Here is a 23,207-nt window from a genome sequence, read left to right on the forward strand (position 1 = left end):
ATCTATTTTACAAAGCTCAAATAGGAATGGGAACACTCTTGCAAAATACTATTTATTAGGGAGTGAAAAAACTAAGATTTATTTAAAGTACAACACACATTAATACTTAATTTATATTTTATGAAAGACAATTTTAATCCGTCCAAAATGTACAGAAAGCTATACCAGTGGGTATTTGTTTCTTTACTTTCATTGATGGTCTTAACTTCCTGCTCTCAGGATGAAATGACCGAAGACACAATACCTACCCCTGCATCTTCTACAGAGGGTATGAAAACCATGGGAAATCTTACTTTAAAAAAGAATGTAATTATCCTGAACGATGAATCTGTTTCTGCTATTTCAACCATGGATAACCAAAGCATAGCATTTAATCGATCTACAAATCAAACTGACAGTATAGAAGTCGGAACTGTTCTTGTAGGAACCAAAATAAACGGGGATGAAGTGACTAATATCCTTTCTAAGGTAACTTCAGTTTCAAAAGCTAATAATCAGTTTATTTACCAGACCACAACCGCAAAGCTGGAAGAGTTTATTTACAGCGGAACATTAAGTGGCGTATATGATCCTTCCGGAAAAGCCCCTATCAATATTAATGGAAAACTGGCTAATTACGTTCCCGTAGAAGGTTTTGTATCTCAAGAGCTGACCAATAGAATCACGACTATAGAAGCTAAAAACCTGAGTAACCAGAAGCTTATTAATTTTGGTCACTTTACTTTCGACAAGACCATTCCTGTTCTGAACCAACAATTGGGACCGGTAGGAATTGGATCCAATGTTAATCTGAAAGGCGGTTATACCCCTAAAATTGATTATACGATTTCTTTTTCCTGGGGATTCCTCACAGATTTCAAAGTAAATTTCATTATGGATGACATCACCCTTGAGGCTTTAGCTAATATTCAAGGAAGTTTGGGATATACTGTGAGCACTACGGATTTTGTTAATATTCCATTTATTCCTGTGGTACTTGGCCCTACAGGTCTTATTATAAGCCCTACTATTTCAGCCGGTCCTTTCTTGGGAGTGGCAGCAACAGGAAAAGCGCAGGTAAAATTCCTTGAAGTAAAAGGAAAAGCAAATGTACTTGTCGCAAAAAATCCACAGTTAAATATAGAATTCCAAAAAACAATAGAATTTAATGTTACCAATTTAGAAGGTAATTTATCTGCCGAAATGGGAATAGAAATGAAAGGAGCTGTGGGGCTACAATTTATAACTGCATCTCTTGCTAGCTCCGGAGTGAGGGGAAGAGCATCGATTGTCCCTTCTATAGGAGTTCAGGCGATTCCTGAAAGAAAAGGAATTCTCAATCTAAAAGGACGACTTCAGGCTGATCTGTTCTATGCATTCGGAATCTCTCCATTCAAATATGAAGGAACTTTCCCTTTGCTTCAAAAGGAAATTCCTATTTATAATAAAGACTTTTATTTCTAAATTATTTAAACCTTTTTACTAAGAAATAAAAAACCACCATTGTTTATGGTGGTTTTTTGTATATAAATTATTTCTTATTCTTCATTTTCAGCACCCTGATTACCTAAAAAAGCATCCCATCCCTGCGCTGTTAACGGAACTAATTGGTTGGATCCTCTTGCTACCATAAAATTTCCTTCTTCTTTACTCACAGCATGTCCGATAATACTAAAATCAGGATGATTTTTAATCTTATCAAAATCATTCGGAGAAATGGTAAATAACAATTCATAGTCTTCTCCTCCGCTTAAGGCTGCCATTACAGGATTAAGATTAAATTCATCAGCAGTAGATATCATAAGACTGTCCATCGGAATTTTTTCTTCATACAAACGGAATCCTACCTCTGACTGATCGGATAAATGCAGGATCTCAGAAGCCAGTCCATCTGAAACATCAATCATGGAAGTCGGCTGAATTCCCAATTCTTTCAGAGTGTTCTTTATATCTGTTCTCGCTTCCGGCTTCAGCTGTCTTTCAAGAATATAGTCATAACCTTCCATTTCCGGCTGCATATTCGGATTTGCAAGATAAACAGCATGCTCTCTTTCCAAAATCTGTAAACCCATATAAGCCCCTCCCAGATCGCCTGTCACCACAAGAAGATCATTTGGTCCTGCTCCTTTTCTTCTGACGATATTTTCTTCGTTTTCCATTCCTACAGCCGTTATGCTTATTACCAATCCGGAATTGGAGCTTGTGGTATCTCCACCCACCAAATCAACATTGTACCTTTTACACGCAGTCTGAATCCCGGAATATATCTCTTCCAATGCTTCTACTGGAAACCTATTGGATACCGCTATTGAAACCAGAATCTGTGTAGGAACTGCATTCATTGCTGCGACATCACTAAGGTTCACAACCACCGCCTTATAACCCAAATGTTTTAACGGAACATAGCCTAAATTAAAATGAACACCTTCCGCAAGAACATCCGTTGTAAGAACAACTTTTTTATCTTCCGGATTAATGATCGCAGCATCATCACCTATCCCTTCTTCAGAAGAAGGTTGAGATAAAGTGAAATACTCCGTTAAATGCTTAATCAGTCCAAATTCTCCTAATTTGGAAATCGGGGTTAATTCCTGAGATTTATCTTCAAACATATGCTTTAGTATAGTGATGAGCAATATATTAATTGCTCATTGTTATTATTTATTTTAGTACCTCCGGATCTATATTCTGAGGGTGGAAAGGAAACTTTTTAAAATCTTCCCTGGTAAGCACCTGAGTATTTTCTGTTTTATACTTATTCATTGCTTCTATTACATCATCCGGCGGAGTAGTCATTTTTCTGATCATCATGTCAATCCACACTCCTGTTGCTTCTGAAGTTGCACAGTGGGTTCCATCCGGTAGATAAAATTTATGAAGAAAACGGTAAATCGAAGAGTCTTCGGAACATCCGTCTACTTCAACACTCACAATTACAGTCTGGTCTGCATAGATTTCTTTGAAAAAAGAATATCTTTCATGAAGAATAACCGGACCGATTCCCCATCTGCTCAATTGGGTAACACCCATCTTCTCTTTAGTCATGAAAGCCATTCTGGCTTGTGCACAGTATTGAACGTAAGATGAATTTGCTAAATGCTTATTAGCATCAAGATCACTCCAGCGTACTTCGAATTTATTATAAAATATCATTGGGAATAGGTTTTTACTAAATTTATTATCTCCAAAAATACTCAAATAAGATGGTTTATAAAAGTTGTAATTTTGAAAAAAAATAATCTTCTGCATAAGATTTCCTACCTATGAAACAAATTATAATTATCGGAGGTGGCGCTGCGGGCTTTTTTTGTGCTGCTAACCTCGATGAGACACAATATAAAATTACAATCCTGGAACAAAACTCAGATGTTTTACAAAAAGTAAAAGTGTCAGGAGGCGGACGCTGTAATGTAACCCATGCCTGTTTTGATCCCAGGGAATTAGTTCAGTTTTATCCTCGTGGAAATAAAGAGCTTTTAAGTGTCTTCTCAAAATTTCAGCCCGGAGATACCATGGACTGGTTTGATCAACGAAATGTTTCGTTAAAAATAGAAAATGACAACAGAATCTTTCCTGAGAGCAACTCTTCCCAAACCATTATTGATACGCTCTTAAAGGAAACAAGCATGAAAAATGTAGAAATCAAAACAAAACACAGTGTAAAAGAAATACTAAAACAGGGTGATCAGTATACAGTGGTCACCAACTCCGGAGATTTTACGGCAGATTATATCATCTACACTCCGGGAAGTTCTCCAAAATCTTTAAAACTGATTGAAAACCTTGGATTCAAAATTGTTTCTCCGGTTCCTTCTCTTTTTACTTTTAACATCAAGGATGAATTATTACAGGAACTGGCAGGAACCAGCTTTGAATATGCAGAAATATCAATTCCTCAATTAAAAACAGAAGAAAGCGGACCTTTATTGATTACCCATTGGGGATTATCGGGTCCTGCTATTTTAAAAATTTCTGCATGGGAAGCCCTTAATTTAGCTAAGCTTAATTATAATTTTGAGATTGAAGTCAATTTCACCACTAAAACCTTAGAAGAGGCTTCTGAATTATTTTCAGAATATAAACAGACCCATCCTAAAAAAACAATTGCCCAATCAAAAATATTTGATATCACAAATAGGTTCTGGCAAAGGATTTTGGATATTTCAAATATCAGCCCCGATAAACAGGTAGCTAATATTTCCGGAAAAGAAATCCAGATCATTCTATCTAATTTATGCAGAAAGAAATTCAAAGTTACCGGTAAATCGACCTTTAAGGATGAATTTGTAACGGCAGGCGGAGTAGATTTAAAAGAAATCAATTTTAAAAATATGGCTTCCAAGAATCTTCCCAATTTTTACCTGGCAGGCGAAGTACTAAATATAGACGCGGTTACGGGAGGATTTAATTTCCAGGCATGCTGGAGTGAAGCCTGGCTTATTGCACAAGATTTAAATCATTTGTAATTATGTTAAATAGTTGTATTTTAGCTGGGTGAAAAAAATTATTATTATAGTCTTACTATACTGCTATAGTAAGGATTATACCCAAATTCCAAATGGTTCTATTTCTATGGAACGGATTCATTTTCAGAAGACCGGTTCTCCCGCAGATTTTTTTGGGAAAATTCAAGTACTTAGGACGACCTTTTCTAAATAATAATTCTTTTAACAGTGATCTGAAAAATTAACCAACACACTATAGCATAAGTATTATTTTAAACACTCTAGCAATTAAAAATATGAAAGAAACATTTACTTTAGCCCTGCTCCTAGGCTGTGGCTTTGCATTTTCTCAAACACAAAACGAAAATGAACAACCGGAAAGCAGTCCGGTACAAACAGTAAAAGCACCTACTCACAGAGTATATACTGTTGACGAAATTCCCGCCAATTTTAAATCTTTTATTAATCTTATTATAGAACAGGTTAACCCTCTACAGGTAAACGATTACGGACATGCGGTTGTCACTTCCAATATTCAGTTTTCCGTAGATGAAAGACATGGCATTGAAACTGATTCTTTAGTTGTGACAGGTGAAAATGAAAGTTTCAACAGGGAAGTAGAAAGAGTGGTAAAACCTCTGATTTCCCAATGGAAACCGGAGATGAAAGTGGATACTTCCAACCCTAAGAAGTATGCCTATTCTTTTCCTATCATATTAGCTTTTAAATAAGATAAAATGCTTCTGGCAAAGAAAGCATCGGTTATCTTCAAAGTCCTTTTCATTGGGGGCTTTGTTTATTTCTTTTGGCTGATGCTAAAGATCACATTAGAATACATTCCGCTGCAGACGGATGTAAGCTTTCTGATGATCAAACAGACAGAGGTGGAAACAAGACCGGAATATCTCACTTTTTTCTATACCCATGTGTATACGAGCATCTTTGTACTTTTTTTCGGATTTATTGCTATTCTAAGGAGAGATTTTGGATATAAAGGATTGCATACAACTTCGGGAAAAATCTATATTCTGCTCTTGTTGATTTTCTCAGCTCCTTCCGGAATTTATATGGGAATTTTTGCCAATGGAGGAATTTATTCTAAAATATCTTTTTTAATAATGGGCTGCCTATGGTGGTTTTCTACTTTCAAAGCCTATCAGCTGGTTCGTGAGAAAAAATTTGAACAGCACAAACAATGGATGTGGCGAAGCTTTGCATTAACATTATCTGCTATTACGTTACGAATGTGGAAAGTTATTCTCGTTTATTTTTTTCATCCTAATCCTATGGATGTTTATCAGATCATAGCATGGCTGGGTTGGATTCCCAACCTTTTATTAGTGGAAATTTTAATCAGAAAAAAACTTATATGAAAATTTTAAATTTAGCACTTATCTCCTTATTAGCAGTTACAATAATGAGCTGTAAAAAGGAAGCAGAGAAGAGTAATACTTCCAAGGATTCTCTTTCTGTAAAGAAGGACTCAGTGGTAGTCCCTGAATTTCATAAAGAACTTTACGGTATTTATACCGGTGATTTTATAGGAAATGAATCCGTTTATGATAATGAAGGAAATGAATACACCAATTTATTAATAAAAAAGCTTTCTTTAAAAATCAACAGAATCACTAAGGACAGTGTCTATGGGCAGAGTATTTTCAATGGTAATCAGCGTCCTTTCCGGGGAGTTTTTAATGAGAGTTCCCAATCTTTTATTTTAGATGAGCCTGGAAATGATAAAACTGACGGAAGGTTTGAAGTCCAATTAAAAGCCGACAGTATTACTGGGAAATGGACAGCATATAATAAAGCTGCTGTAAAAAATACCACCAAAAAATTAAAACTTCTAAAAAAAGATTTTGTGTACAACCCTAACTTTATGCTTGATCCGGATTCTGATATTGTAGACTGGACCAACCCTAAAGTTGTTCAGGAAAAATACACTGATGAGGAAACAGGAGAGACAACATCTTATACGCAAGATAAATACAGACAAGCCACAGATGCTATATTTAAGCTTAATGCATCTAAAAAAAAGCTGACTGAAAAAGACATAAAGAATCTTAGAAAACTGGATCTGGAAATTATTAAAAACTCTGTTTTTGCAAGACATGGATATTCTTTTAAAAAAGCTACTTACAGAAACTTCTTTGAGTATACAGACTGGTATATTCCTGTATCAAATAATGTAGATAATGATCTTTCTCCAATGGAAAAAGAAAATGTTGCTTTACTTAACCGATTTATAAAATATGCTGAAGACAAATACGACAGTTTTGGAAGGTAGTATGAAAAGAATTTTCATTTTTTTATTATTTATTATGGGGACTGTTTGGGTTTCAGCACAGAAAGATTCACTTTCGGCTGAAAATAAAAACCTAATAGTATCTCACTCACAACTTACTAAAGAACCTCAGTTTCCCGGAGGCGCCCGAGCTTTTATGAATCTGGTGACGGCAGAAATTGTTCATGAAAATTTTAAAAATACAGGAATCAAAACCTATGTAGTATTCTTGGTAGACAGAGATGGAAAAATGACCAATATAAAAGTAAATTCCCCCTATGAAGATATCCAAAAAGAACTTTTGAGAGTCTTTCAAAAAATTAGTTTACGATACAAATGGGAACCAGGAGAAGTCAACGGAGAAAAGGTAAGAACACAAATGAGACAACCTATTGTCATTCATTCAGCTTACTAAAAAGATACAGTAAAACACATCCAACTCCATAGCAGAGAATATCAATCCAGGAAAATGAATTTCCAATAACAATATACATCAGGCTGCCTTTTTGGTAGCCTAATTTTTCTGCTATATTAAAATACTGAGCCCATTCTGTCAGACACGAAAAAATAAAAATACCAATAATCAGTTTAGTCTCATTGAGTATAAAAAAGCTTTTAATAAAAGTGTAGATCAGCATTACCACCAGTACATCTCCTAAATAAGCCCTTATAAAAAAAATATCACTAAATACGGTTGCAATCGAAACCTCTATGAGAAATAACAGAATAGTAGCAATAAAATATGGAAACCTGAAATGAAGTATTGATCCGGAATTTTGTTTTTCTTCTGGCATATTGTGTTATTTCCACAAAAGTAATGAAGAATTCAACATAAAAAAACCGGACCCTTCATAAAGAATCCGATTTTCTATTTTATTTTTTCACTTTAACTGTACATCCAATGGCCACAGTTTTAGTCGTTTTAATAGGCTGTCCTTTCAATAATTGATTAACCGCTTCCTGTACATAATACTCTGAAACATCATTAGGATCGTCATAATTATTGTCAATAGCTCCTATATATTTCACGATATTTTTACCTTTTTCTTTTTGAAGAACAAATACATGAGGGGTTTTTGTCGCTCCGTATTGAGGATAAATTTTCTGCCCTTCATCTACTAAATAGGGAAAGGTAAAGTTTTTATCTGTGGCTCTTTCGATCATTTCCTGATATCCGTCTTCAGGTTGTACATTAGGATCATTAGGGTTGATCGCAATCACAGGATAACCCAGAGGCTTATATTTTTTATCCAATTCTATAATCCTGTCTTCATATTTCTTAGCATAAGGACAGTGGTTACAGGTGAATATAACAATAAAGCCTTTCGCGCTTTTATAGTCGCTGAGTGAAACCATTTTCCCATCAACATTTTTAAGCTTAAAATCTGTAGCTTCATCCCCTACTTCATATCCTTTTGAAGAGGTTGTAACATGTTTTGGTTCATGCTTATTATCGTCCGGTTTTGTAAAGCTCAGAAATCCTAAACCTAAAATCAGTCCGGCCAATATCAGTTTTAAATTTTTCATATTTAATTTTTATAATTTCATATATTTTTCAATGGTAGTCTCCAGCTCTTCTCTGCTCATTTCCCCGTTATTAAAGAAAACCTTCTCTCCATTGTTATAGAACAAAGTCACAGGGATATTCCCGTCCCAGTCTTTTTCAAATCTTGGAATCCAGGTATTCATTCTTTTAATATCATCCAGTAAAATAATCTCAGCAGTGAGGTTTTTAGTGTTTATAAATTTGATCACCCTCTCTTTATCCACTAATCTGTCTAAAGACACTAAAATCATCTTGAATTTCGGATTATCGGCATATTTATTGTTGATTTCCATGAAGTGGGGAAGCTCTTTGACACACGGTGCGCAAGTAGTTGACCAAAAATTGACAACAAGAAACTTATTTTTTTCTTCTTGTATACGTTTTTCCAACGCTTCATATTTCACCGAAGTCACCTCTGCCTGCTGTGCTTTAAAAATACTAAAACACAATAATAAAGTCAGTATGCTCAAGAATTTCTTCATACTCAAAAATAAGAAAAGTAATTATTTTAGAGTCTTAGAATTTATAAAACTTTATTTTTGTAAAAAACTTACCAATGAGAAATTTTGTTTTCCTCTTTATTATTTTGTTAAGTTCCACTGCTTTTGGACAACAGATGAAAGAACCCGATAAGCTGCAAAAAGCCTATGTAAAAAGAAGTATGCAGATTTACACAGAAGTAGACACTCCTCCGGTTTATTCTAAAAAGGCAACATTTGAAGAGGATCTTAAAAATAAAATCCAGACCGATAAAATAACTGAAAAAGGTAAAAAAACAAGTGCCATCTCTTTTGTCATTGAAAAGAACGGATCTATGACAGATCTAAAAGTAACAGGTCCCAGTGCCGCTTTTAATGAAGAGGTTAAGAGAGCTATTTCCAGTATGAGCGGAAGATGGAATACGGCCGGGAAAATTTATGGCTATAAAGTCCGATATCAATATAAAACTTCGTTCAGCCATACTTTTGATTAATCTGTATCGCCTTATTGTAATAGTGTAAATAGCTTTTGAGAATTCTTATTTTAATCATTCAAACTAATAAACAAGTAAGAAAACTTTTATAAAGCATTATATTTGTATAAACGCAATAATGAGACAGCTACTTTTATTGATCTTATTTCTTAGCACCCCAATTTATGGGCAGCAGGCAGCTGATACTATTCAAAAAGGAATTAATTCAAATACTTATAAGGCAGAGACACCTCCTATTCCACCAGAAGGAGGGATAGAAGTTTATAAAGAAAAAATTTGCAGGAATATCAGCCACGACCGTATCATTGAGAAAGGAAAAATGTTTTGCATAGCCTCTTTTGTTGTTGAAAAAGACGGTTCTATTTCCAATATAAAGACAGAAGGGGTAAGCCCAAGCTTTAATCAGGAAGTCATGAAAGCCATTAAGCAGACTAAAGAAAAATGGATTCCTGCTACTAGCAATGGAACGAATATTCGTCGCCAATTCTATATCCCATTTTCTATTAAAAATTAATAACCATAATGAACAGAAAAATAAGTTTATTTCTCACCCTTATTTTCGGTATTATTATCTCAGGGCAGGAAGTTATGTATGAAAAAGTATCTGATCTCCCTGATTATGAAATTTTAAAAACCAAGCTTGATCTTTCCGATGTTATTCTTAAAGTAGATCAGCTTCCTGATTATCCCCACGGAATAAATGCTCTTCGTATAAAGTTTAATAATTATCTGGATACTTCCCATATCACAGCGAAGAATGTTAAAATCAAACTCTATTTTATTATTGAAAAGAATGACTCTGTCAATGAAATCACCTCAACCGGCAATAATCCTGAATTTTCAGCTGCTGCAGAATCGGCTCTAAGAAGAATGAAAAACCACTGGACTCCTGCAACATTTAATGACGAGCCAGTACGCTACCTTTTAAGTATACCCGTAAATTTTAGTTCTATGGAGTAAAGTTAACCTCCAATCATCTTTTTAATTGCATTCAATTTCATTAAGGCCTCAATAGGCGTTAAGGTATTAATATCCATTTTCGTTAATTCTTCACGGATATTTTCCAGCACAGGATCATCCAGCTGAAAGAAAGAAAGCTGCATATTCTCTTCTGTTACCCTTTTGATGCTTTCTGAAGAGCTGCCTCCCTGTGTGCGACTTGCTTCAAGGGTTTTCAGGATTTCATTAGCCCTGTTTACCACCTTTGAAGGCATTCCCGCCAATTTTGCCACATGGATACCAAAACTGTGCTCACTTCCTCCCGGAACCAGCTTTCTAAGGAAGATGATATTCCCTTTATTTTCCTTAATGGAAACATGGAAGTTTTTTACCCGTTCAAAATTAACTGTCATTTCATTCAATTCATGATAATGGGTTGCAAATAAAGTTTTAGCCTGTGTAGGATGCTGATGAAGATATTCTGCAATAGCCCAGGCAATAGAAACTCCATCATAGGTAGAAGTTCCTCTTCCAATTTCATCAAGGAGGATTAGACTTCTGTCCGAAATATTATTCAGGATATTGGCGGCCTCATTCATTTCCACCATAAATGTAGATTCACCTGCAGAAATATTGTCGGTGGCACCTACTCTTGTAAATATTTTATCTAAGATTCCTATTTCAGCATATTTAGCGGGTACAAAACTACCGATCTGAGCTAAAAGGCAAACGATGGCTGTCTGACGGAGTATTGCTGATTTACCCGCCATATTGGGACCAGTTACCATAATGATCTGCTGAGAATCCTTATCTAAAAAAATATCATTCGGAATATATTTTTCTCCTAATGGCAGGGCATTTTCAATGATAGGATGTCTCGCCTCCTTAAGGTCAATTGCAAAACTTTCATTAAGAACAGGTTTTGTATAACTTTCGGAAACTGCTAATTCGGATAATCCTGCAGCCACGTCAAGCTGAGCAATAATATTGGAATTCCCCTGAATCTGATCCATATAGATCATTGTTTCCCCACATACCTTTCGGTACAGTTCATTTTCTAAAACACTGATCTTCTCTTCTGCTCCGAGAATCTGGTTTTCATATTCTTTTAATTCTTCTGTGATATAGCGCTCTGCATTGACAAGTGTCTGTTTTCTCACCCAATCTTCAGGAACTTTATCTTTATGGGTATTACGGACTTCGATGTAATATCCGAAAACATTATTAAAATCTATTTTAAGACTGGTAATACCGGTTCTTTCAATTTCCCGCTGGCACATTTCATCCAGAAAACCGCGCCCTTTATTCTGAAGGTTTCGTAACTGATCAAGTTCTTCGGAAATTCCCTCTTTAATAATATTTCCTTTTGAAATATTCACCGGCAGCTCTTCATTAAGATGATTCTGTAGAAACGCAATCAGTTCTTCCATGTCATACAGTGGTTCCACCCAGGCCAGAATATCAGCATGAGGATGAAGTAAGGCCTTTATCTTATGAATATTAATTAAACTCTGACGTAAATAACCAAGTTCTTTAGGTGATATTTTTTCCGCAGCCAGCTTTCCCATTAAACGGTCTAAATCCGAAATGGATTTCAGCAATTGGGAAATATCATATTTCAAGTGGTCATTTTCATTTAAGAAATCTATTAATGATAACCTTCTGTTGATTTCATTAACCGATTTTAAAGGAAGAATAATCCTCCTTCTTAATAATCGCCCTCCCATGGGAGTAGATGTTTTATCAATGATATCCAACAAGGACTTCCCCTGAGGGTTGCTTGGGTACACGATTTCTAGGTTTCTTAATGTAAAATTATCCATCATCAGAAAATCCTCCTGAGGGATTACCTGAATTTTCGTGATATGAGAAAGTAAATTGTGGTGAGTATCTTCTACCAGATAAGCAAAAATGGCTCCTGCTGCTGTAATCGCTAATGATAAATTATCAACCCCGAATCCTTTTAAAGAAGTTGTTTTAAAATGACTGGTCAGTTTTTCGTATGCAAAATTATATTGATATGCCCAATCTTCAAGTTTAAAGGCACTTTTATTTTTTAACTGTTCCGGAATCTGAACACTTCGCTGGTAAATGATTTCACTCGGATCAAAAGTATTGACGATATGTAAAAGCTTTTCGAGGTTTCCCTCACTTATCAAAAATTCCCCCGTGGAAACATCTACCAGAGCTACTCCATATTTTTCTTTCTCTTTATGGATGGACATCAGGAAATTATTCTTTTTGGAATTCAATACCTGATCATTGAATGTCACTCCGGGCGTTACCAGTTCAGTAACTCCCCGTTTTACAATCCCTTTGACCATTTTAGGATCTTCCAGCTGATCACAGATTGCAACTCTCATTCCGGCTCTTACCAATTTAGGTAAATAGGAATCTATGGAATGATGTGGAAATCCCGCCAACTCAACATGTCCTTCCCCGTTATTTCTCTTGGTAAGAACGATCCCCAGAATCTGAGAAGTTTTAACAGCATCCTGCCCAAAGGTTTCATAAAAATCCCCAACTCTGAATAATAAAAGCGCATCAGGATATTTTGCCTTGATCATATTATACTGAGTCATTAACGGAGTTTCTTTCTTTGCCTTTGCCATCAAAATCGGTCTTAAATTAAGTGAGTAAAATTAAAAATAAAATAGAAGCTTCACAACCTATCTCTATTTTAAAAAGGGGATTTATTTGTTTCCACGGTGTTTTTCCAAGGCCTCGGTTGCTTTATCATAAGCCCATTTCTGCTTAAAATCCACCCATTTTGCTTTGAACAGTTTTCTCAATATTTTATCCGTATATCGCATAACGAATACATGATATAACATATTGGCAAAAACCTTCGGCTTCTGCGGAAGTGCCCTCAATGACATAGAAAAACCAGGTTCCAGATATCTGTTAAAATGCCAGAAGGCTCCGGGAATGAATAATGCATCTCCGTGTTCCATAAAAATTTCAAACCCTTTTGCATATCGTAAAGCCGGAAATTTCTCATAATCCGGATTTTCATAATCCAGATCATAAATAGTATGAACGGATAATGGAACTTTATAAAGAAACTGAGATTGCTTTTGGTCAAATAATAATATTCTCTTTTTCCCTTCAAAGTGAATGTGTAAAAAATCTCCCAGATCCACATCATAGTGCATCAATACATGAGCTTCACTCCCTCCGAAGAATAAAGTCGGCAGTCTTTTAAAAAACTTCATCCCCAAATCAGGATAAGTAAAATTCTTAAGCAGTTCCGGTAAACGGTCTGTAATAATATAGAAGAAAATACGTAAATCTGAAGGCTTACTTTTTATCGTATCAATATATTCCTTCATTTTCATATGAGCTACCGGTGTATCCGTACTTTTTGAAGCGTTGGCTGGTTTATTATCATATAAAGGAACCGTTTGTTCTCCTGCTTTTTCCCTGATATAATCGAAATTCCATTGGTCAAATGCTTCCCAACGGCCCGCAAAATTTTTAATAAGAAGGGGCTTCTGTTTCTTAAAATATTTTTCCTGGAAATCTTTTTTACTTATATCTTCTACAACATCTACTTTTTCGAGAATCATTTGGCCTGTTTTTTAAGCAAATAAAAATACAGTTTTTTTGAAACTTGGAAAAATTTATCTTTGTGATACTATATAGATTATATGAGAGTTTATAATACCAAACATTTCTTAAAAATACTATTCAGTTTACATAAAAGCGACACTTTAAAAATCCTGTTTCCCACGATGTGCCTGGTAGGTCTTTATTCCTACGCAGTCGCTTATATAGAAATTGAATATTTGCACCTTAATGCCAAATCAGGGATCAGCAATGTGGGAATGCTACATTCTTTATTAGGCTTTGTCCTCTCTCTATTATTGGTTTTCAGGACCAATACAGCATATGACAGATGGTGGGAAGGAAGAAAACTTTGGGGAAAACTGGTGAATGACACCAGAAACTTCTCTATTAAAATCAGTAATATCCTTGCTGACGATCGAAAAGATGCCGAACAGATCGCCAGATATTTAAAATTTTTCCCTCACTTTTTAGCGAAACATCTTTCCAAAGAGTCTACAAGACTTGCATTGGACGAAGATTATACTGAGCTTGAAAAATCATTTAAACATCATGGTCCCAGCGAAATCATCATGCATTTGACTCATAAACTTAATCAATTGAAAAAAGAAGGGAAAATTTCAGATATGGAAATGGTTTATCTGGATCCTCAGCTTTCAGGTTTTTTAGACGTATGCGGAGGATGCGAAAGAATCAAAAACACGCCTATTCCTTATTCTTATTCTTCTTTTATCAAGAAATTTATCATTCTTTATGTGTTTGCTCTTCCTATCGCTTATGTGATCACCATCGGATACTTCATGATTCCTCTTACAGTTTTTGTATTTTATGTTTTAATGAGTCTGGAGCTTATTGCGGAAGAAATTGAAGATCCTTTTAACAATGATGAAAACGATATCCCCATGGAGGCCTTAGCCCAGAATATTGAAAAGAGTGTTCAGAAAACTATCGGCTAAATAATTAATACAAATAATTTTCCGCAGATATTTTAACTCCAAAAACTATTTATTAATTTTGAATTCATATAATAGACAGGAGAAATAGTAAAAAAATCATCTTGGTACATAAATTAAAACTTGACGAACTTAACAGAATAGACGTAGAAACGTTTAAGAAAACTGAAAAAATCCCCCTGGTAATTATTCTTGACAATATCCGGAGTATGCATAATGTAGGGGCTACTTTCAGGACTGCAGACGCATTTCTGATCGAAAAGATCATTCTTTGCGGGATCACTCCCCAGCCTCCTCATCGTGAAATTCATAAAGCTGCTTTGGGAGCGACTGAAAGTGTCGACTGGAATCATGAGAAAGATATCAATACCGCTATCAATAACCTAAAAAGTCAGGGATTTGAGATTGTGGGTATCGAACAGACCAACAACAGTCAACCGATTACTGATTTCACTATAGATAAAGCAAAGAAATATGCATTGATCCTCGGAAATGAAGTGGAAGGCATCAGTGATGAAGCATTGGAAAATATTGATACTTTTCTGGAAATTCCACAGTTGGGAACAAAGCATTCTCTCAATGTGAGCGTATGTGGAGGGATTGTAATGTGGGAATTTGCAAAAGCCTTAAAATAAAAAAACTGCATATGCCTCATCGACAGTGCAGTTTGAAATAAATCTAATAAAAAGTAAAAATGAAAGGCTACAAAGATACTTCTTTTTTCCTCACCAACCAATTTTAAAATCTGTTTTTGGGGAAATTGCCAAAAAAAGTTTTATTTTGAGAAAAAACTTCATTTATTTTTTTATAATTTAGCACAATGTTTATCAAGGACTATATCTCAAAAGATTTTCCATGTTTTCACCTTACTGACTCAATTGAATCAGCAAGAAATATATTAGAGGATTTCGGGTATAGCCATATTTTCATTAAAAAGTCTCATCTGTTCTATGGAGCCATTGCAAAGGATTTTTTATATGAAGACGAAGGAACATTAAAAGATCTCGAACATCAGATAGAGCGTTTTGCTATACTGGAAGATAATAATATGATGGACAGCATCCGTATCTTCCATACCTTTAATGCGAATGTAATTCCTGTTATCAATAAAAATGAAAAGTACTTAGGCTATATCAGCTGTGATGATATTTTCCAGGATTTTTCCCGTTACCCGCTCTTTTCAGAATCAGGAGCCATTCTTACGGTGGAAGTTCCGGCAAGAAAATACTCTATGACTGAGATCGCTAATATTGTGGAGAGTAATAATTCTAAATTTTATGGAGGCTTTATCAGTTTCATGAGTGAAGAGCTTATTCAGGTTACTATAAAAATAAGCAATGAGAATCTCGGATCTGTGGATTCTACTTTTGAGCGATATGATTACAGAATTGTAGAAAAATATTATTCTGATGAAAAAACAGATTTATTTAAAGATCGATTTGGTTTTTTCCAAAAATTCATAGAAATATAAAGATGAAGGCAGCGATATATTCTCAGAAAAAAGACCTTGATACTTTTTTATACTTAAGTAAATTTGTTTCTGAGCTGGAGAACCGAGGAGTACAATCTGTTTTATTCAGTGAAATGGCAGAAGCTCTGCAATTCTCAAAAATCTTTGAAACGTTCAGCTGTAAACAGGACCTTATCGATAAAGAAGTAGATTGGTTCTTTACGTTTGGAGGAGACGGAACTATCGTTAATTCCCTAACATTCGTAGAAGACTTAGAGCTTCCAGTTGTAGGTGTGAATACCGGAAGATTGGGGTTCCTTGCAAGTTTTACGAAAGAAGAGGCATTTAATGCTTTGGATAACATTTTAAAAGGTGATGTAAAAACAAGCCGCCGTTCCGTGATTGAAGTAGTATCTCCGAAATTGGAAAACTTCTATCCTTATGCCTTAAATGATGTAACTGTTTCCAGAAAAGAGACCACATCTATGGTTACGGTAGATTCTTATATCAATGATGAATTTCTGAATGTATTCTGGGGAGACGGAGTTATTATTTCAACCCCGACAGGATCTACAGCCTATTCATTAAGTTGTGGCGGACCAATCATTTCCCCTAATAACGGAAATTTTGTAATCACCCCTATTGCACCGCATAATCTGAATGTAAGACCTTTAATTGTTAACGATACAGTCGAGATCAAATTAAAAGTGGAAAGCAGAGTTCCTCAATATTCACTGTCTCTGGATTCAAGACTGATCCATATTGAGACGGATAAGGAAATCATCATCAGAAAGGCAGATTTTCAAATTCTTCTTGTACAGCCCAATCATTTAAGTTTTTATGAAACCATCCGCCAAAAGCTACTTTGGGGGAGTGACAAAAGAAATTAGTAATTAAGCAAAATTGCTTAACTTTACAAGAATTATAAAACACCCTAATAATTACATTTAAAAAGTAAAAAATGAGCAGAATTTTCCCGGCAGGAGTTGCCACAGGTCAGTTAGTTACAGATATATTTCAGTATGCTAAAGAAAACAAGTTCGCTTTACCGGCTGTAAACGTAATCGGTTCCAGCAATGTGAACGCAGCTATGGAAACAGCAGCAAAACTAAATTCTCCTATTATCATTCAGTTTTCGAATGGAGGAGCTGCTTTTAACGCAGGAAAAGGCTTAAGCAATGACGGTCAGAAGTCTGCTATTTTAGGAGCTGTTGCCGGTGCAAAACATATTCACACCTTAGCTGAGGCTTATGGTGCAACGGTTATTCTTCACACAGACCATTGTGCAAAAAAATTATTACCTTGGATCGACGGATTGATGGATGCCAACGAAGAATTTTTCAAGCAAACAGGAAAATCTCTTTATTCTTCGCATATGCTTGACTTATCTGAAGAGTCTTTAGAGGAAAACCTTGAGGTTTCTTCCAAATATTTTGAAAGAATGGCTAAGTTACAGATGACTCTTGAGGTTGAAATCGGAGTTACAGGAGGAGAAGAAGACGGTGTTGATAATTCTGATGTTGACAATTCTAAATTATATACTCAACCTGAAGATGTAGCTTATACTTATGAGAAGTTAAAAGCTATTTCCAATAACTTCACGATTGCAGCAGCATTCGGGAACGTACATGGAGTTTACAAACCAGGAAATGTAGTTCTTACTCCTAAAATCCTGGATAATTCTCAAAAATATGTTCAGGAGAAATTCGGAACTGCAGAAAAGCCAGTGAATTTTGTATTCCACGGAGGTTCAGGCTCTACTCTTGAAGAAATCAGAGAAGCGATCGACTATGGAGTAATCAAAATGAATATTGATACTGACCTTCAATTTGCTTACACAGAAGGAATCAGAGACTATATGGTTAACAATATCGATTATTTAAAATCTCAGATCGGAAATCCTGAAGGAGAAGAAAAGCCTAATAAGAAATTCTACGATCCGAGAGTTTGGGTCAGAAAAGGTGAAGAAACCTTCGCTTCAAGACTGGTAAAAGCCTTTGAAGATTTAAATAACGTAAATACTTTAAAATAAAATCTGTAAAAAAGTAAAATGCATAAGGTAATTGAGATCCTTTATGCATTTTACTTTTTTACATTGTACATTAATACTAATATAAAATGGCATTCGACTGGTTTAAAAGAAAAGCAAAAAACATTACGACCTCGACTGATGAAAAAAAGGACGTTCCCAAAGGGCTTTGGCATCAGACTCCATCCGGAAAAATAGTTGAGCATGAGGAGCTTAGAAAAAACAATTATGTTTCTCCTGAAGATGGATTCCATGTAAGAATAGGAAGTGCAGAATTTTTTGAGATCCTTTTCGATAACAGTAAATTCAAAGAACTGGATGCTAACGTTGAAAGTATAGATATTCTTAAATTTAAGGATACAAAACCTTATGTTGACAGATTAAAAGAAGTAAAAGCGAAGACCAAACTTACAGATTCTATAAGAAATGCTGTAGGAACTGTAAACGGAACTAAAATGGTCGTTTCTTGTATGGATTTTGCTTTTATCGGTGGATCTTTAGGGTCTGTAATGGGAGAAAAAATCAGAAGAGCGATCGACTACTGTATTGCTCACAGACTTCCTTATATGATCATCTGCCAGTCCGGCGGAGCAAGAATGCAGGAAGCCACTTACTCACTGATGCAGCTAGCAAAAGTGCAGGCTAAACTGGCACAGCTTTCAGAAGCAGGGCTTTTATATATCGCTTATTTATGTGATCCTACTTTTGGTGGAATTACAGCCTCTTTTGCAATGACAGCTGATATTATCATGGCAGAACCGGGAGCGTTGATCGGATTTGCAGGACCAAGAGTAATCCGTGAAACAATAGGTAGGGACCTGCCTGAAGGATTCCAGACATCGGAGTTTTTACAGGAAAAAGGATTCGTAGATTTTATCGTTAAAAGAACTGAAATCAAAGATACAGTTGCAAAAACAGTAAATCTACTGGCTGTAAATGCATAAATTTTGTAATAAAAAACATATCATCTCTCTCTAATTAGGGAGAGATTTTTTTATGAGGACGTTTAAAATATTTTTTAACACGATACGAAGTATGAGCCTGAAGAAAATCATCAGGCTTTTATCGCTTGTTCTGCCTCATCCCCTATTTTCACTATTAAGCTTTTATGCAACCATCCAGGCATTTACCGTTGCTCAGAAGAAGTTTCCTCATTCCGCCTCTAAAAACGGAGTGGGAAATGCATTCAGACATGCATTATGGTGCTGTTTTATTCTAATGTACTGCTGCAAGATTTCCTCACCCGAAAAGGCTCTGGATTTCTGTGAACGATTAACTAATATGCATGAAGAACTGTTTCCCAATGAGCCTTTGGAAACCAAAATGGATCTACATAATAATAAAATCGGAATGGATTATTTCAGGGAGATTCTTCCAGGAATCCACCGGCAGTTTTTCGAAAAAAGTTTTTTTATTGATGCTTTGATTCAGAAAACAGAATCCGCAAAGGTATTGCAATCTCTGGATGATCATTTCGATGGTTTTTTAGTATATCTTAATGACAAATGATTTCTAATGATTTTAATTTATTATCTTTTCTAAAATTTATTTCTATCAATGGTATTAAGTAGAATTTGGTCCGCTTTCATTATAGTGGCCATCGCTATAGCAAGTATAAAGTATATTTCTTCTGGGAATTACAAAACCATTTTCAATGATATGGTAGTAGGGAAAGGCGGTGATACGGTGCAGATCGCTACTCAGCATATCAATACACTTTCTCCTGTCATCAAAGACAGTTTATTAAAAAAAGCAGATTTTACAGATAGCAGAATCCATTATAAAACAGACTCATTAAAACAAAATGTAACGGTATATAGAGTTCAGGAATCAGATGGTGTAATCGGCACCTCCGAAACAGCCGTGAAAATATGCCTTGGACTGATTGGAATCATGACTCTTTTTATGGGCTTTATGAGTATTGCCGAAAAGGCAGGAGGAATCAATCTTTTGAGTAGATTCATCCAACCTTTCTTCTCAAAATTATTTCCGGAAATTCCTAAGGGACATCCGGCTTTCGGGCATATGCTTATGAATTTCAGTGCTAACCTCTTAGGGCTGGACAATGCAGCAACTCCATTTGGTTTGAAAGCTATGGAAAGCCTGCAGACTCTTAATCCTAATAAAGACACAGCAAGTAATTCTCAGATTATGTTTTTGTGTCTCCATGCAGGAGGAATGACACTAATCCCAGTGTCTATCATTGCAATAAGGGCTTCAATGGGTTCAAAGACTCCGACAGATATATTTCTTCCCTGTATGATTGCTACTTTTGCAGCTACTCTATCATCCATGATCATTGTTTCGCTGTATCAAAAGATTAACCTGCTGCGGCCGGTAGTGATTGCGTATGTAGGAGGAATCTCCGCCATCATTGCACTTTTAGTCTTATACCTTGTTCAACTCAGTAAAGATGAATTAGATACTTTCAGTAAGGTTTTAAGCAACGGACTTATTCTGTTTATATTCCTTGCCATTGTTCTGGGTGCTGTTTACAAAAAGATCAATGTTTTCGATGCATTTATTGATGGGGCTAAAGATGGTTTCACCACCTGTGTAAAGATCATTCCTTATTTGGTAGGAATGTTAATCGCAATTTCCCTTTTAAGAACTTCAGGAGTTTTTGATGTAATCATTGACGGAATGAAATGGGTGGCCCATGTGGCAAATCTGGATGCACGATTCGTAGATGGACTTCCTACAGCATTAATAAAGCCTCTATCTGGGTCAGGAGCCCGCGGAATGATGGTTGATACCATGGCAACTTTCGGAGCAGATAGTTTCCAAGGGAAACTGGCAGCAGTTTTACAGGGAAGTTCAGATACTACCTTCTATGTAATTGCAGTGTATTTTGGAGCAGTAGCCGTTAAGAATACAAGATATACGGTGGTTGCTATGCTTCTGGCAGATCTGGTAGGAATTATTACTTCTATCGGATTGGCTTATTTATTTTTCGCTTAAACTTTATGAAAGCATATATTCAAACAGATAAGGAAGGAGAGTTCTATAATGTAAATGCATTTATAGCATTTGAAGGCTTCAGAAATTTCGGTTATGAAATTCAAAAGTTTATTGATACAAACGAAATCACGGATAAAAACCCCGAACATATTATAGTGGGAGGTATAGGAAATGTCCGTAAACATTTACAAAGCCTAAATATAACCTCCCCTCAAAAAGAAATAGATTACCCTGAAGAATTACATTCTTTTCTAAAGCGTAAAGTATGGAGCTCATCCATTAACAATGTCTTTAAAGATAAAAACAGCTGGAATATTTTTATTAAGCCCAAAACAGAAACCAAACTCTTTGCGGGAAAGGTGATCAGAAATGAAATGGATTTTCTGGGCTTGCTCAACGAAGAAAAGGATACTGAAATCTGGTGTTCCGAGCTTATTGATTTTAAAACAGAATGGAGATGTTTTATCCGATATAAAGAAATTCTAGATATAAGGAGATATAAAGGTGAATGGGATACTAAAATAGACATGGAGGTCGTCCAACATGCAATAGATTCCTTTATTTCGCAACCTAATTCATATTCTTTGGATTTTGGTATCAATGAGAAAAGCGAAACCATTTTAGTAGAAGTAAATGATGGACATTCTTTAGGAACTTACGGGCTTTCTTCTTCTCATTATGCAAAGTTTCTTTCTGCACGATGGGGTGAGCTTACCAATACCAATGACTATTTAAATTTTTAATACATATAAAATATGATTCAAGATAAAGATTATACGCTACGATTGATCCGCCAATTAACCCAGGCATTGGAAAAGCTTATTCTGGAAAAACCTGAAGAAAGCTTAATGCAGAAAGAGCTGGATTACGATTCATTAATGAAAGATATTTTCAAAATGGACTTCTCTGAAATTTCCTCTAAAACTAAAGAAGAAATCATAGAAATTGTGAATGAAAGACAGGAAAGAGATCATAAGGATTATTATGAAATGTTGGGTAACCTTTTCTATCTGAAAGGTAAAGAAAATACGAATAAAGATTTTCTGAATAAGTCCAAAGCATTCTATGAGTTGTATTTGCAAACCAGCGGAATTTTCGCCCTGCCTGTCATCAACAGAATCAATGAGCTGAAAAAGACCGTTGAATAATATCCCCCGTTTTTTTAATTCAGCCCTCATCCAGTTTGTTTAATAATGGATATGGTTTGTTATTTTGAACTGATAGAAAAATTTACTATTTCTTACATGTACTTGGTGGAAATCCAAAGTGTTTTTTGAAAGCAGCACTGAAGTTTGACACATTCATATAACCGCACATCCTGCTTATTTCTTCAACAGATAAGTCTGAATCAAAAAGAAAATGTTTTGCTTTATTCATTCGCAGTTCCTGTAAATAGCCAAAAACAGTTGTCCCAAAAACAATTTTAAAACCTGATTTTAATTTTGTTTCATTAATTCCGGTCTTTTTTGCCAGCTCTTCAATCGTGATCGGATTGCTGATACGGTCTTTTATGACCTGGGCGGCAAAGTTAATACAATCAATATCCCGTTTAGAAAGCTTCTGTCTTCTCTCTGCATCATCACTTTCAAAGCAGAAAGCAAGAATCTCGTATATTTTGGATTCAAGATATAATTTCCGGGTTAATCCTTCATACCTGCAGTCACGAATATCCTGAATCGCACATAATATCTTTGAATTTAATTTAATATTATTATCCGTTAAGCCTACACTTCTGTTTTTTGAAACCTTATCAAGAAACGAATCCAGCAATCTATTCTCACCCCAATACCGGCCCAGCATTTTTAATGGAAAATGGATATCAAATGTTTCATATTCTACATTTTCTTCAAATGAAATCTCTGATTTGAAATCACTGGGAGCAATATAAATCATATTTCCTGTCATAGAAGGAACCGTATCTGAGAAAGTGAAAGAATTCTTATAAAAAATAGGAGATTTCGAAAGATTAAAATGTAGTTCTAATAAAGGATCTTTTTCCAGACAATCCAAAATCAGATTCTCCTTAACCTGATAATTTCCACTCACAATACTTAAGTCATCATAGATAACCTCTTCATTAA

At 35.3% G+C, this 23,207-nt stretch carries 27 protein-coding genes; 19 read left to right on the forward strand and 8 right to left on the reverse strand.

What is annotated here, in order from left to right; all coding sequences use genetic code 11:
• Positions 1-120: 120 nt before the first annotated feature.
• Entirely contained in the window at positions 121-1,443 is a 1,323-nt protein-coding gene (locus Q0A18_RS03300) for a hypothetical protein (protein WP_292008747.1), read from the forward strand.
• 74 nt (positions 1,444-1,517) lie between these two features.
• On the opposite strand, the gene thiL is transcribed toward Q0A18_RS03300, so the two are convergent.
• Both thiL and Q0A18_RS03310 read right to left on the reverse strand, forming a co-directional pair.
• Positions 1,518-2,591 (reverse strand): thiamine-phosphate kinase, encoded by a 1,074-nt coding sequence (thiL, locus tag Q0A18_RS03305; RefSeq protein WP_292008748.1) that lies wholly within the window; start codon positions 2,589-2,591, stop codon positions 1,518-1,520.
• Between the two features lie 49 nt (positions 2,592-2,640).
• Positions 2,641-3,132 (reverse strand): thioesterase family protein, encoded by a 492-nt coding sequence (locus Q0A18_RS03310; protein WP_292008749.1) that lies wholly within the window; start codon positions 3,130-3,132, stop codon positions 2,641-2,643.
• Between the two features lie 110 nt (positions 3,133-3,242).
• Between Q0A18_RS03310 and Q0A18_RS03315 the strand changes: the two genes are divergently transcribed.
• From Q0A18_RS03315 to Q0A18_RS03335, 5 genes are all read left to right on the forward strand, one after another.
• The gene (locus tag Q0A18_RS03315) at positions 3,243-4,445 is read left to right on the forward strand and encodes an NAD(P)/FAD-dependent oxidoreductase (protein ID WP_292008750.1); all 1,203 of its coding nucleotides are present in this window, start codon (positions 3,243-3,245) and stop codon (positions 4,443-4,445) included.
• 275 nt (positions 4,446-4,720) lie between these two features.
• Positions 4,721-5,155, forward strand: a complete 435-nt coding sequence (locus Q0A18_RS03320; protein WP_292008751.1) for a hypothetical protein — start codon at positions 4,721-4,723, stop codon at positions 5,153-5,155.
• Positions 5,156-5,161: 6 nt separating this feature from the next.
• Positions 5,162-5,797 (forward strand): DUF2306 domain-containing protein, encoded by a 636-nt coding sequence (locus Q0A18_RS03325; RefSeq protein ID WP_292008752.1) that lies wholly within the window; start codon positions 5,162-5,164, stop codon positions 5,795-5,797.
• A complete protein-coding gene (locus Q0A18_RS03330; protein WP_292008753.1) occupies positions 5,794-6,711 on the forward strand; it encodes a YARHG domain-containing protein in 918 nt (305 codons plus the stop codon). Before Q0A18_RS03325 ends, Q0A18_RS03330 begins: the two co-directional genes overlap by 4 nt.
• Positions 6,677-7,123, forward strand: a complete 447-nt coding sequence (locus tag Q0A18_RS03335; protein WP_292008754.1) for a hypothetical protein — start codon at positions 6,677-6,679, stop codon at positions 7,121-7,123. Before Q0A18_RS03330 ends, Q0A18_RS03335 begins: the two co-directional genes overlap by 35 nt.
• On the opposite strand, the gene Q0A18_RS03340 is transcribed toward Q0A18_RS03335, so the two are convergent.
• From Q0A18_RS03340 to Q0A18_RS03350, 3 genes are all read right to left on the reverse strand, one after another.
• On the reverse strand, positions 7,104-7,502 hold the full coding sequence (locus tag Q0A18_RS03340; RefSeq protein WP_292008755.1) for a DUF2809 domain-containing protein: 399 nt from the start codon (positions 7,500-7,502) through the stop codon (positions 7,104-7,106). The genes Q0A18_RS03335 and Q0A18_RS03340 overlap by 20 nt on opposite strands.
• Before the next feature lie 79 nt (positions 7,503-7,581).
• Positions 7,582-8,235 (reverse strand): thioredoxin family protein, encoded by a 654-nt coding sequence (locus Q0A18_RS03345; protein ID WP_292008756.1) that lies wholly within the window; start codon positions 8,233-8,235, stop codon positions 7,582-7,584.
• A gap of 9 nt (positions 8,236-8,244) precedes the next feature.
• Positions 8,245-8,736 carry a TlpA disulfide reductase family protein gene (locus Q0A18_RS03350; protein WP_292008757.1) on the reverse strand — a complete coding sequence of 164 codons (492 nt, stop codon included), beginning with the start codon at positions 8,734-8,736 and terminating at the stop codon, positions 8,245-8,247.
• A gap of 74 nt (positions 8,737-8,810) precedes the next feature.
• Between Q0A18_RS03350 and Q0A18_RS03355 the strand changes: the two genes are divergently transcribed.
• The 3 genes from Q0A18_RS03355 (at position 8,811) to Q0A18_RS03365 (ending at position 10,187) form a co-directional block, all read left to right on the forward strand.
• A complete protein-coding gene (locus Q0A18_RS03355) occupies positions 8,811-9,227 on the forward strand; it encodes a hypothetical protein (RefSeq protein ID WP_292008758.1) in 417 nt (138 codons plus the stop codon).
• 118 nt (positions 9,228-9,345) lie between these two features.
• Positions 9,346-9,741, forward strand: coding sequence for an energy transducer TonB (locus tag Q0A18_RS03360; protein ID WP_292008759.1), 396 nt, complete (start codon positions 9,346-9,348; stop codon positions 9,739-9,741).
• A gap of 8 nt (positions 9,742-9,749) precedes the next feature.
• Complete coding sequence (locus Q0A18_RS03365) at positions 9,750-10,187, forward strand: hypothetical protein (RefSeq protein ID WP_292008760.1); 438 nt, start codon at positions 9,750-9,752, stop codon at positions 10,185-10,187.
• 2 nt (positions 10,188-10,189) lie between these two features.
• On the opposite strand, the gene mutS is transcribed toward Q0A18_RS03365, so the two are convergent.
• Both mutS and Q0A18_RS03375 read right to left on the reverse strand, forming a co-directional pair.
• Positions 10,190-12,778 (reverse strand): DNA mismatch repair protein MutS, encoded by a 2,589-nt coding sequence (gene mutS, locus Q0A18_RS03370; RefSeq protein ID WP_292008761.1) that lies wholly within the window; start codon positions 12,776-12,778, stop codon positions 10,190-10,192.
• Between the two features lie 81 nt (positions 12,779-12,859).
• A complete protein-coding gene (locus Q0A18_RS03375; protein ID WP_292008762.1) occupies positions 12,860-13,735 on the reverse strand; it encodes a cupin-like domain-containing protein in 876 nt (291 codons plus the stop codon).
• 81 nt (positions 13,736-13,816) lie between these two features.
• Here Q0A18_RS03375 and Q0A18_RS03380 point away from each other — a divergent pair, with 81 nt between their 5' ends.
• The 10 genes from Q0A18_RS03380 to Q0A18_RS03425 all read left to right on the forward strand — a co-directional run bounded on the left by Q0A18_RS03380 (position 13,817) and on the right by Q0A18_RS03425 (position 22,274).
• On the forward strand, positions 13,817-14,689 hold the full coding sequence (locus Q0A18_RS03380) for a bestrophin family ion channel (protein ID WP_292008763.1): 873 nt from the start codon (positions 13,817-13,819) through the stop codon (positions 14,687-14,689).
• 101 nt (positions 14,690-14,790) lie between these two features.
• Complete coding sequence (locus tag Q0A18_RS03385) at positions 14,791-15,321, forward strand: RNA methyltransferase (protein WP_292008764.1); 531 nt, start codon at positions 14,791-14,793, stop codon at positions 15,319-15,321.
• 185 nt (positions 15,322-15,506) lie between these two features.
• Positions 15,507-16,157: a CBS domain-containing protein gene (locus Q0A18_RS03390; RefSeq protein ID WP_292008765.1), complete on the forward strand. Its 651-nt coding sequence runs from the start codon at positions 15,507-15,509 to the stop codon at positions 16,155-16,157.
• 2 nt (positions 16,158-16,159) lie between these two features.
• On the forward strand, positions 16,160-17,026 hold the full coding sequence (locus tag Q0A18_RS03395; protein ID WP_292008766.1) for an NAD kinase: 867 nt from the start codon (positions 16,160-16,162) through the stop codon (positions 17,024-17,026).
• 71 nt (positions 17,027-17,097) lie between these two features.
• The gene (gene fbaA / locus Q0A18_RS03400; RefSeq protein WP_292008767.1) at positions 17,098-18,168 is read left to right on the forward strand and encodes a class II fructose-bisphosphate aldolase; all 1,071 of its coding nucleotides are present in this window, start codon (positions 17,098-17,100) and stop codon (positions 18,166-18,168) included.
• Positions 18,169-18,254: 86 nt separating this feature from the next.
• The gene (accD, locus tag Q0A18_RS03405) at positions 18,255-19,109 is read left to right on the forward strand and encodes an acetyl-CoA carboxylase, carboxyltransferase subunit beta (RefSeq protein WP_292008768.1); all 855 of its coding nucleotides are present in this window, start codon (positions 18,255-18,257) and stop codon (positions 19,107-19,109) included.
• A gap of 52 nt (positions 19,110-19,161) precedes the next feature.
• Positions 19,162-19,674, forward strand: a complete 513-nt coding sequence (locus Q0A18_RS03410) for a hypothetical protein (protein ID WP_292008769.1) — start codon at positions 19,162-19,164, stop codon at positions 19,672-19,674.
• A 48-nt stretch (positions 19,675-19,722) separates the two neighbouring features.
• Positions 19,723-21,126: a spore maturation protein gene (locus Q0A18_RS03415; RefSeq protein WP_292008770.1), complete on the forward strand. Its 1,404-nt coding sequence runs from the start codon at positions 19,723-19,725 to the stop codon at positions 21,124-21,126.
• Positions 21,127-21,131: 5 nt separating this feature from the next.
• Complete coding sequence (locus Q0A18_RS03420; RefSeq protein WP_292008771.1) at positions 21,132-21,869, forward strand: ATP-grasp domain-containing protein; 738 nt, start codon at positions 21,132-21,134, stop codon at positions 21,867-21,869.
• A 12-nt stretch (positions 21,870-21,881) separates the two neighbouring features.
• Complete coding sequence (locus Q0A18_RS03425) at positions 21,882-22,274, forward strand: hypothetical protein (RefSeq protein WP_292008772.1); 393 nt, start codon at positions 21,882-21,884, stop codon at positions 22,272-22,274.
• A gap of 85 nt (positions 22,275-22,359) precedes the next feature.
• On the opposite strand, the gene Q0A18_RS03430 is transcribed toward Q0A18_RS03425, so the two are convergent.
• The coding region (locus Q0A18_RS03430) for an AraC family transcriptional regulator (RefSeq protein WP_292008773.1) at positions 22,360-23,207 on the reverse strand (848 nt) is incomplete at its 5' end.

Source organism: Chryseobacterium sp., assembly GCF_022712095.1.
GTDB lineage: Bacteria > Bacteroidota > Bacteroidia > Flavobacteriales > Weeksellaceae > Chryseobacterium.

Coding starts and splice junctions, on each gene's coding strand:
- Q0A18_RS03300 (WP_292008747.1), top strand. CDS start 121: ATGAAAGACAATTTTAATCCGTCCAAAATGTACAGAAAGCTATACCAG.
- thiL (WP_292008748.1), bottom strand. CDS start 2,591: ATGTTTGAAGATAAATCTCAGGAATTAACCCCGATTTCCAAATTAGGA.
- Q0A18_RS03310 (WP_292008749.1), bottom strand. CDS start 3,132: ATGATATTTTATAATAAATTCGAAGTACGCTGGAGTGATCTTGATGCT.
- Q0A18_RS03315 (WP_292008750.1), top strand. CDS start 3,243: ATGAAACAAATTATAATTATCGGAGGTGGCGCTGCGGGCTTTTTTTGT.
- Q0A18_RS03320 (WP_292008751.1), top strand. CDS start 4,721: ATGAAAGAAACATTTACTTTAGCCCTGCTCCTAGGCTGTGGCTTTGCA.
- Q0A18_RS03325 (WP_292008752.1), top strand. CDS start 5,162: ATGCTTCTGGCAAAGAAAGCATCGGTTATCTTCAAAGTCCTTTTCATT.
- Q0A18_RS03330 (WP_292008753.1), top strand. CDS start 5,794: ATGAAAATTTTAAATTTAGCACTTATCTCCTTATTAGCAGTTACAATA.
- Q0A18_RS03335 (WP_292008754.1), top strand. CDS start 6,677: ATGCTGAAGACAAATACGACAGTTTTGGAAGGTAGTATGAAAAGAATT.
- Q0A18_RS03340 (WP_292008755.1), bottom strand. CDS start 7,502: ATGCCAGAAGAAAAACAAAATTCCGGATCAATACTTCATTTCAGGTTT.
- Q0A18_RS03345 (WP_292008756.1), bottom strand. CDS start 8,235: ATGAAAAATTTAAAACTGATATTGGCCGGACTGATTTTAGGTTTAGGA.
- Q0A18_RS03350 (WP_292008757.1), bottom strand. CDS start 8,736: ATGAAGAAATTCTTGAGCATACTGACTTTATTATTGTGTTTTAGTATT.
- Q0A18_RS03355 (WP_292008758.1), top strand. CDS start 8,811: ATGAGAAATTTTGTTTTCCTCTTTATTATTTTGTTAAGTTCCACTGCT.
- Q0A18_RS03360 (WP_292008759.1), top strand. CDS start 9,346: ATGAGACAGCTACTTTTATTGATCTTATTTCTTAGCACCCCAATTTAT.
- Q0A18_RS03365 (WP_292008760.1), top strand. CDS start 9,750: ATGAACAGAAAAATAAGTTTATTTCTCACCCTTATTTTCGGTATTATT.
- mutS (WP_292008761.1), bottom strand. CDS start 12,778: ATGGCAAAGGCAAAGAAAGAAACTCCGTTAATGACTCAGTATAATATG.
- Q0A18_RS03375 (WP_292008762.1), bottom strand. CDS start 13,735: ATGATTCTCGAAAAAGTAGATGTTGTAGAAGATATAAGTAAAAAAGAT.
- Q0A18_RS03380 (WP_292008763.1), top strand. CDS start 13,817: ATGAGAGTTTATAATACCAAACATTTCTTAAAAATACTATTCAGTTTA.
- Q0A18_RS03390 (WP_292008765.1), top strand. CDS start 15,507: ATGTTTATCAAGGACTATATCTCAAAAGATTTTCCATGTTTTCACCTT.
- Q0A18_RS03395 (WP_292008766.1), top strand. CDS start 16,160: ATGAAGGCAGCGATATATTCTCAGAAAAAAGACCTTGATACTTTTTTA.
- fbaA (WP_292008767.1), top strand. CDS start 17,098: ATGAGCAGAATTTTCCCGGCAGGAGTTGCCACAGGTCAGTTAGTTACA.
- accD (WP_292008768.1), top strand. CDS start 18,255: ATGGCATTCGACTGGTTTAAAAGAAAAGCAAAAAACATTACGACCTCG.
- Q0A18_RS03410 (WP_292008769.1), top strand. CDS start 19,162: ATGAGGACGTTTAAAATATTTTTTAACACGATACGAAGTATGAGCCTG.
- Q0A18_RS03415 (WP_292008770.1), top strand. CDS start 19,723: ATGGTATTAAGTAGAATTTGGTCCGCTTTCATTATAGTGGCCATCGCT.
- Q0A18_RS03420 (WP_292008771.1), top strand. CDS start 21,132: ATGAAAGCATATATTCAAACAGATAAGGAAGGAGAGTTCTATAATGTA.
- Q0A18_RS03425 (WP_292008772.1), top strand. CDS start 21,882: ATGATTCAAGATAAAGATTATACGCTACGATTGATCCGCCAATTAACC.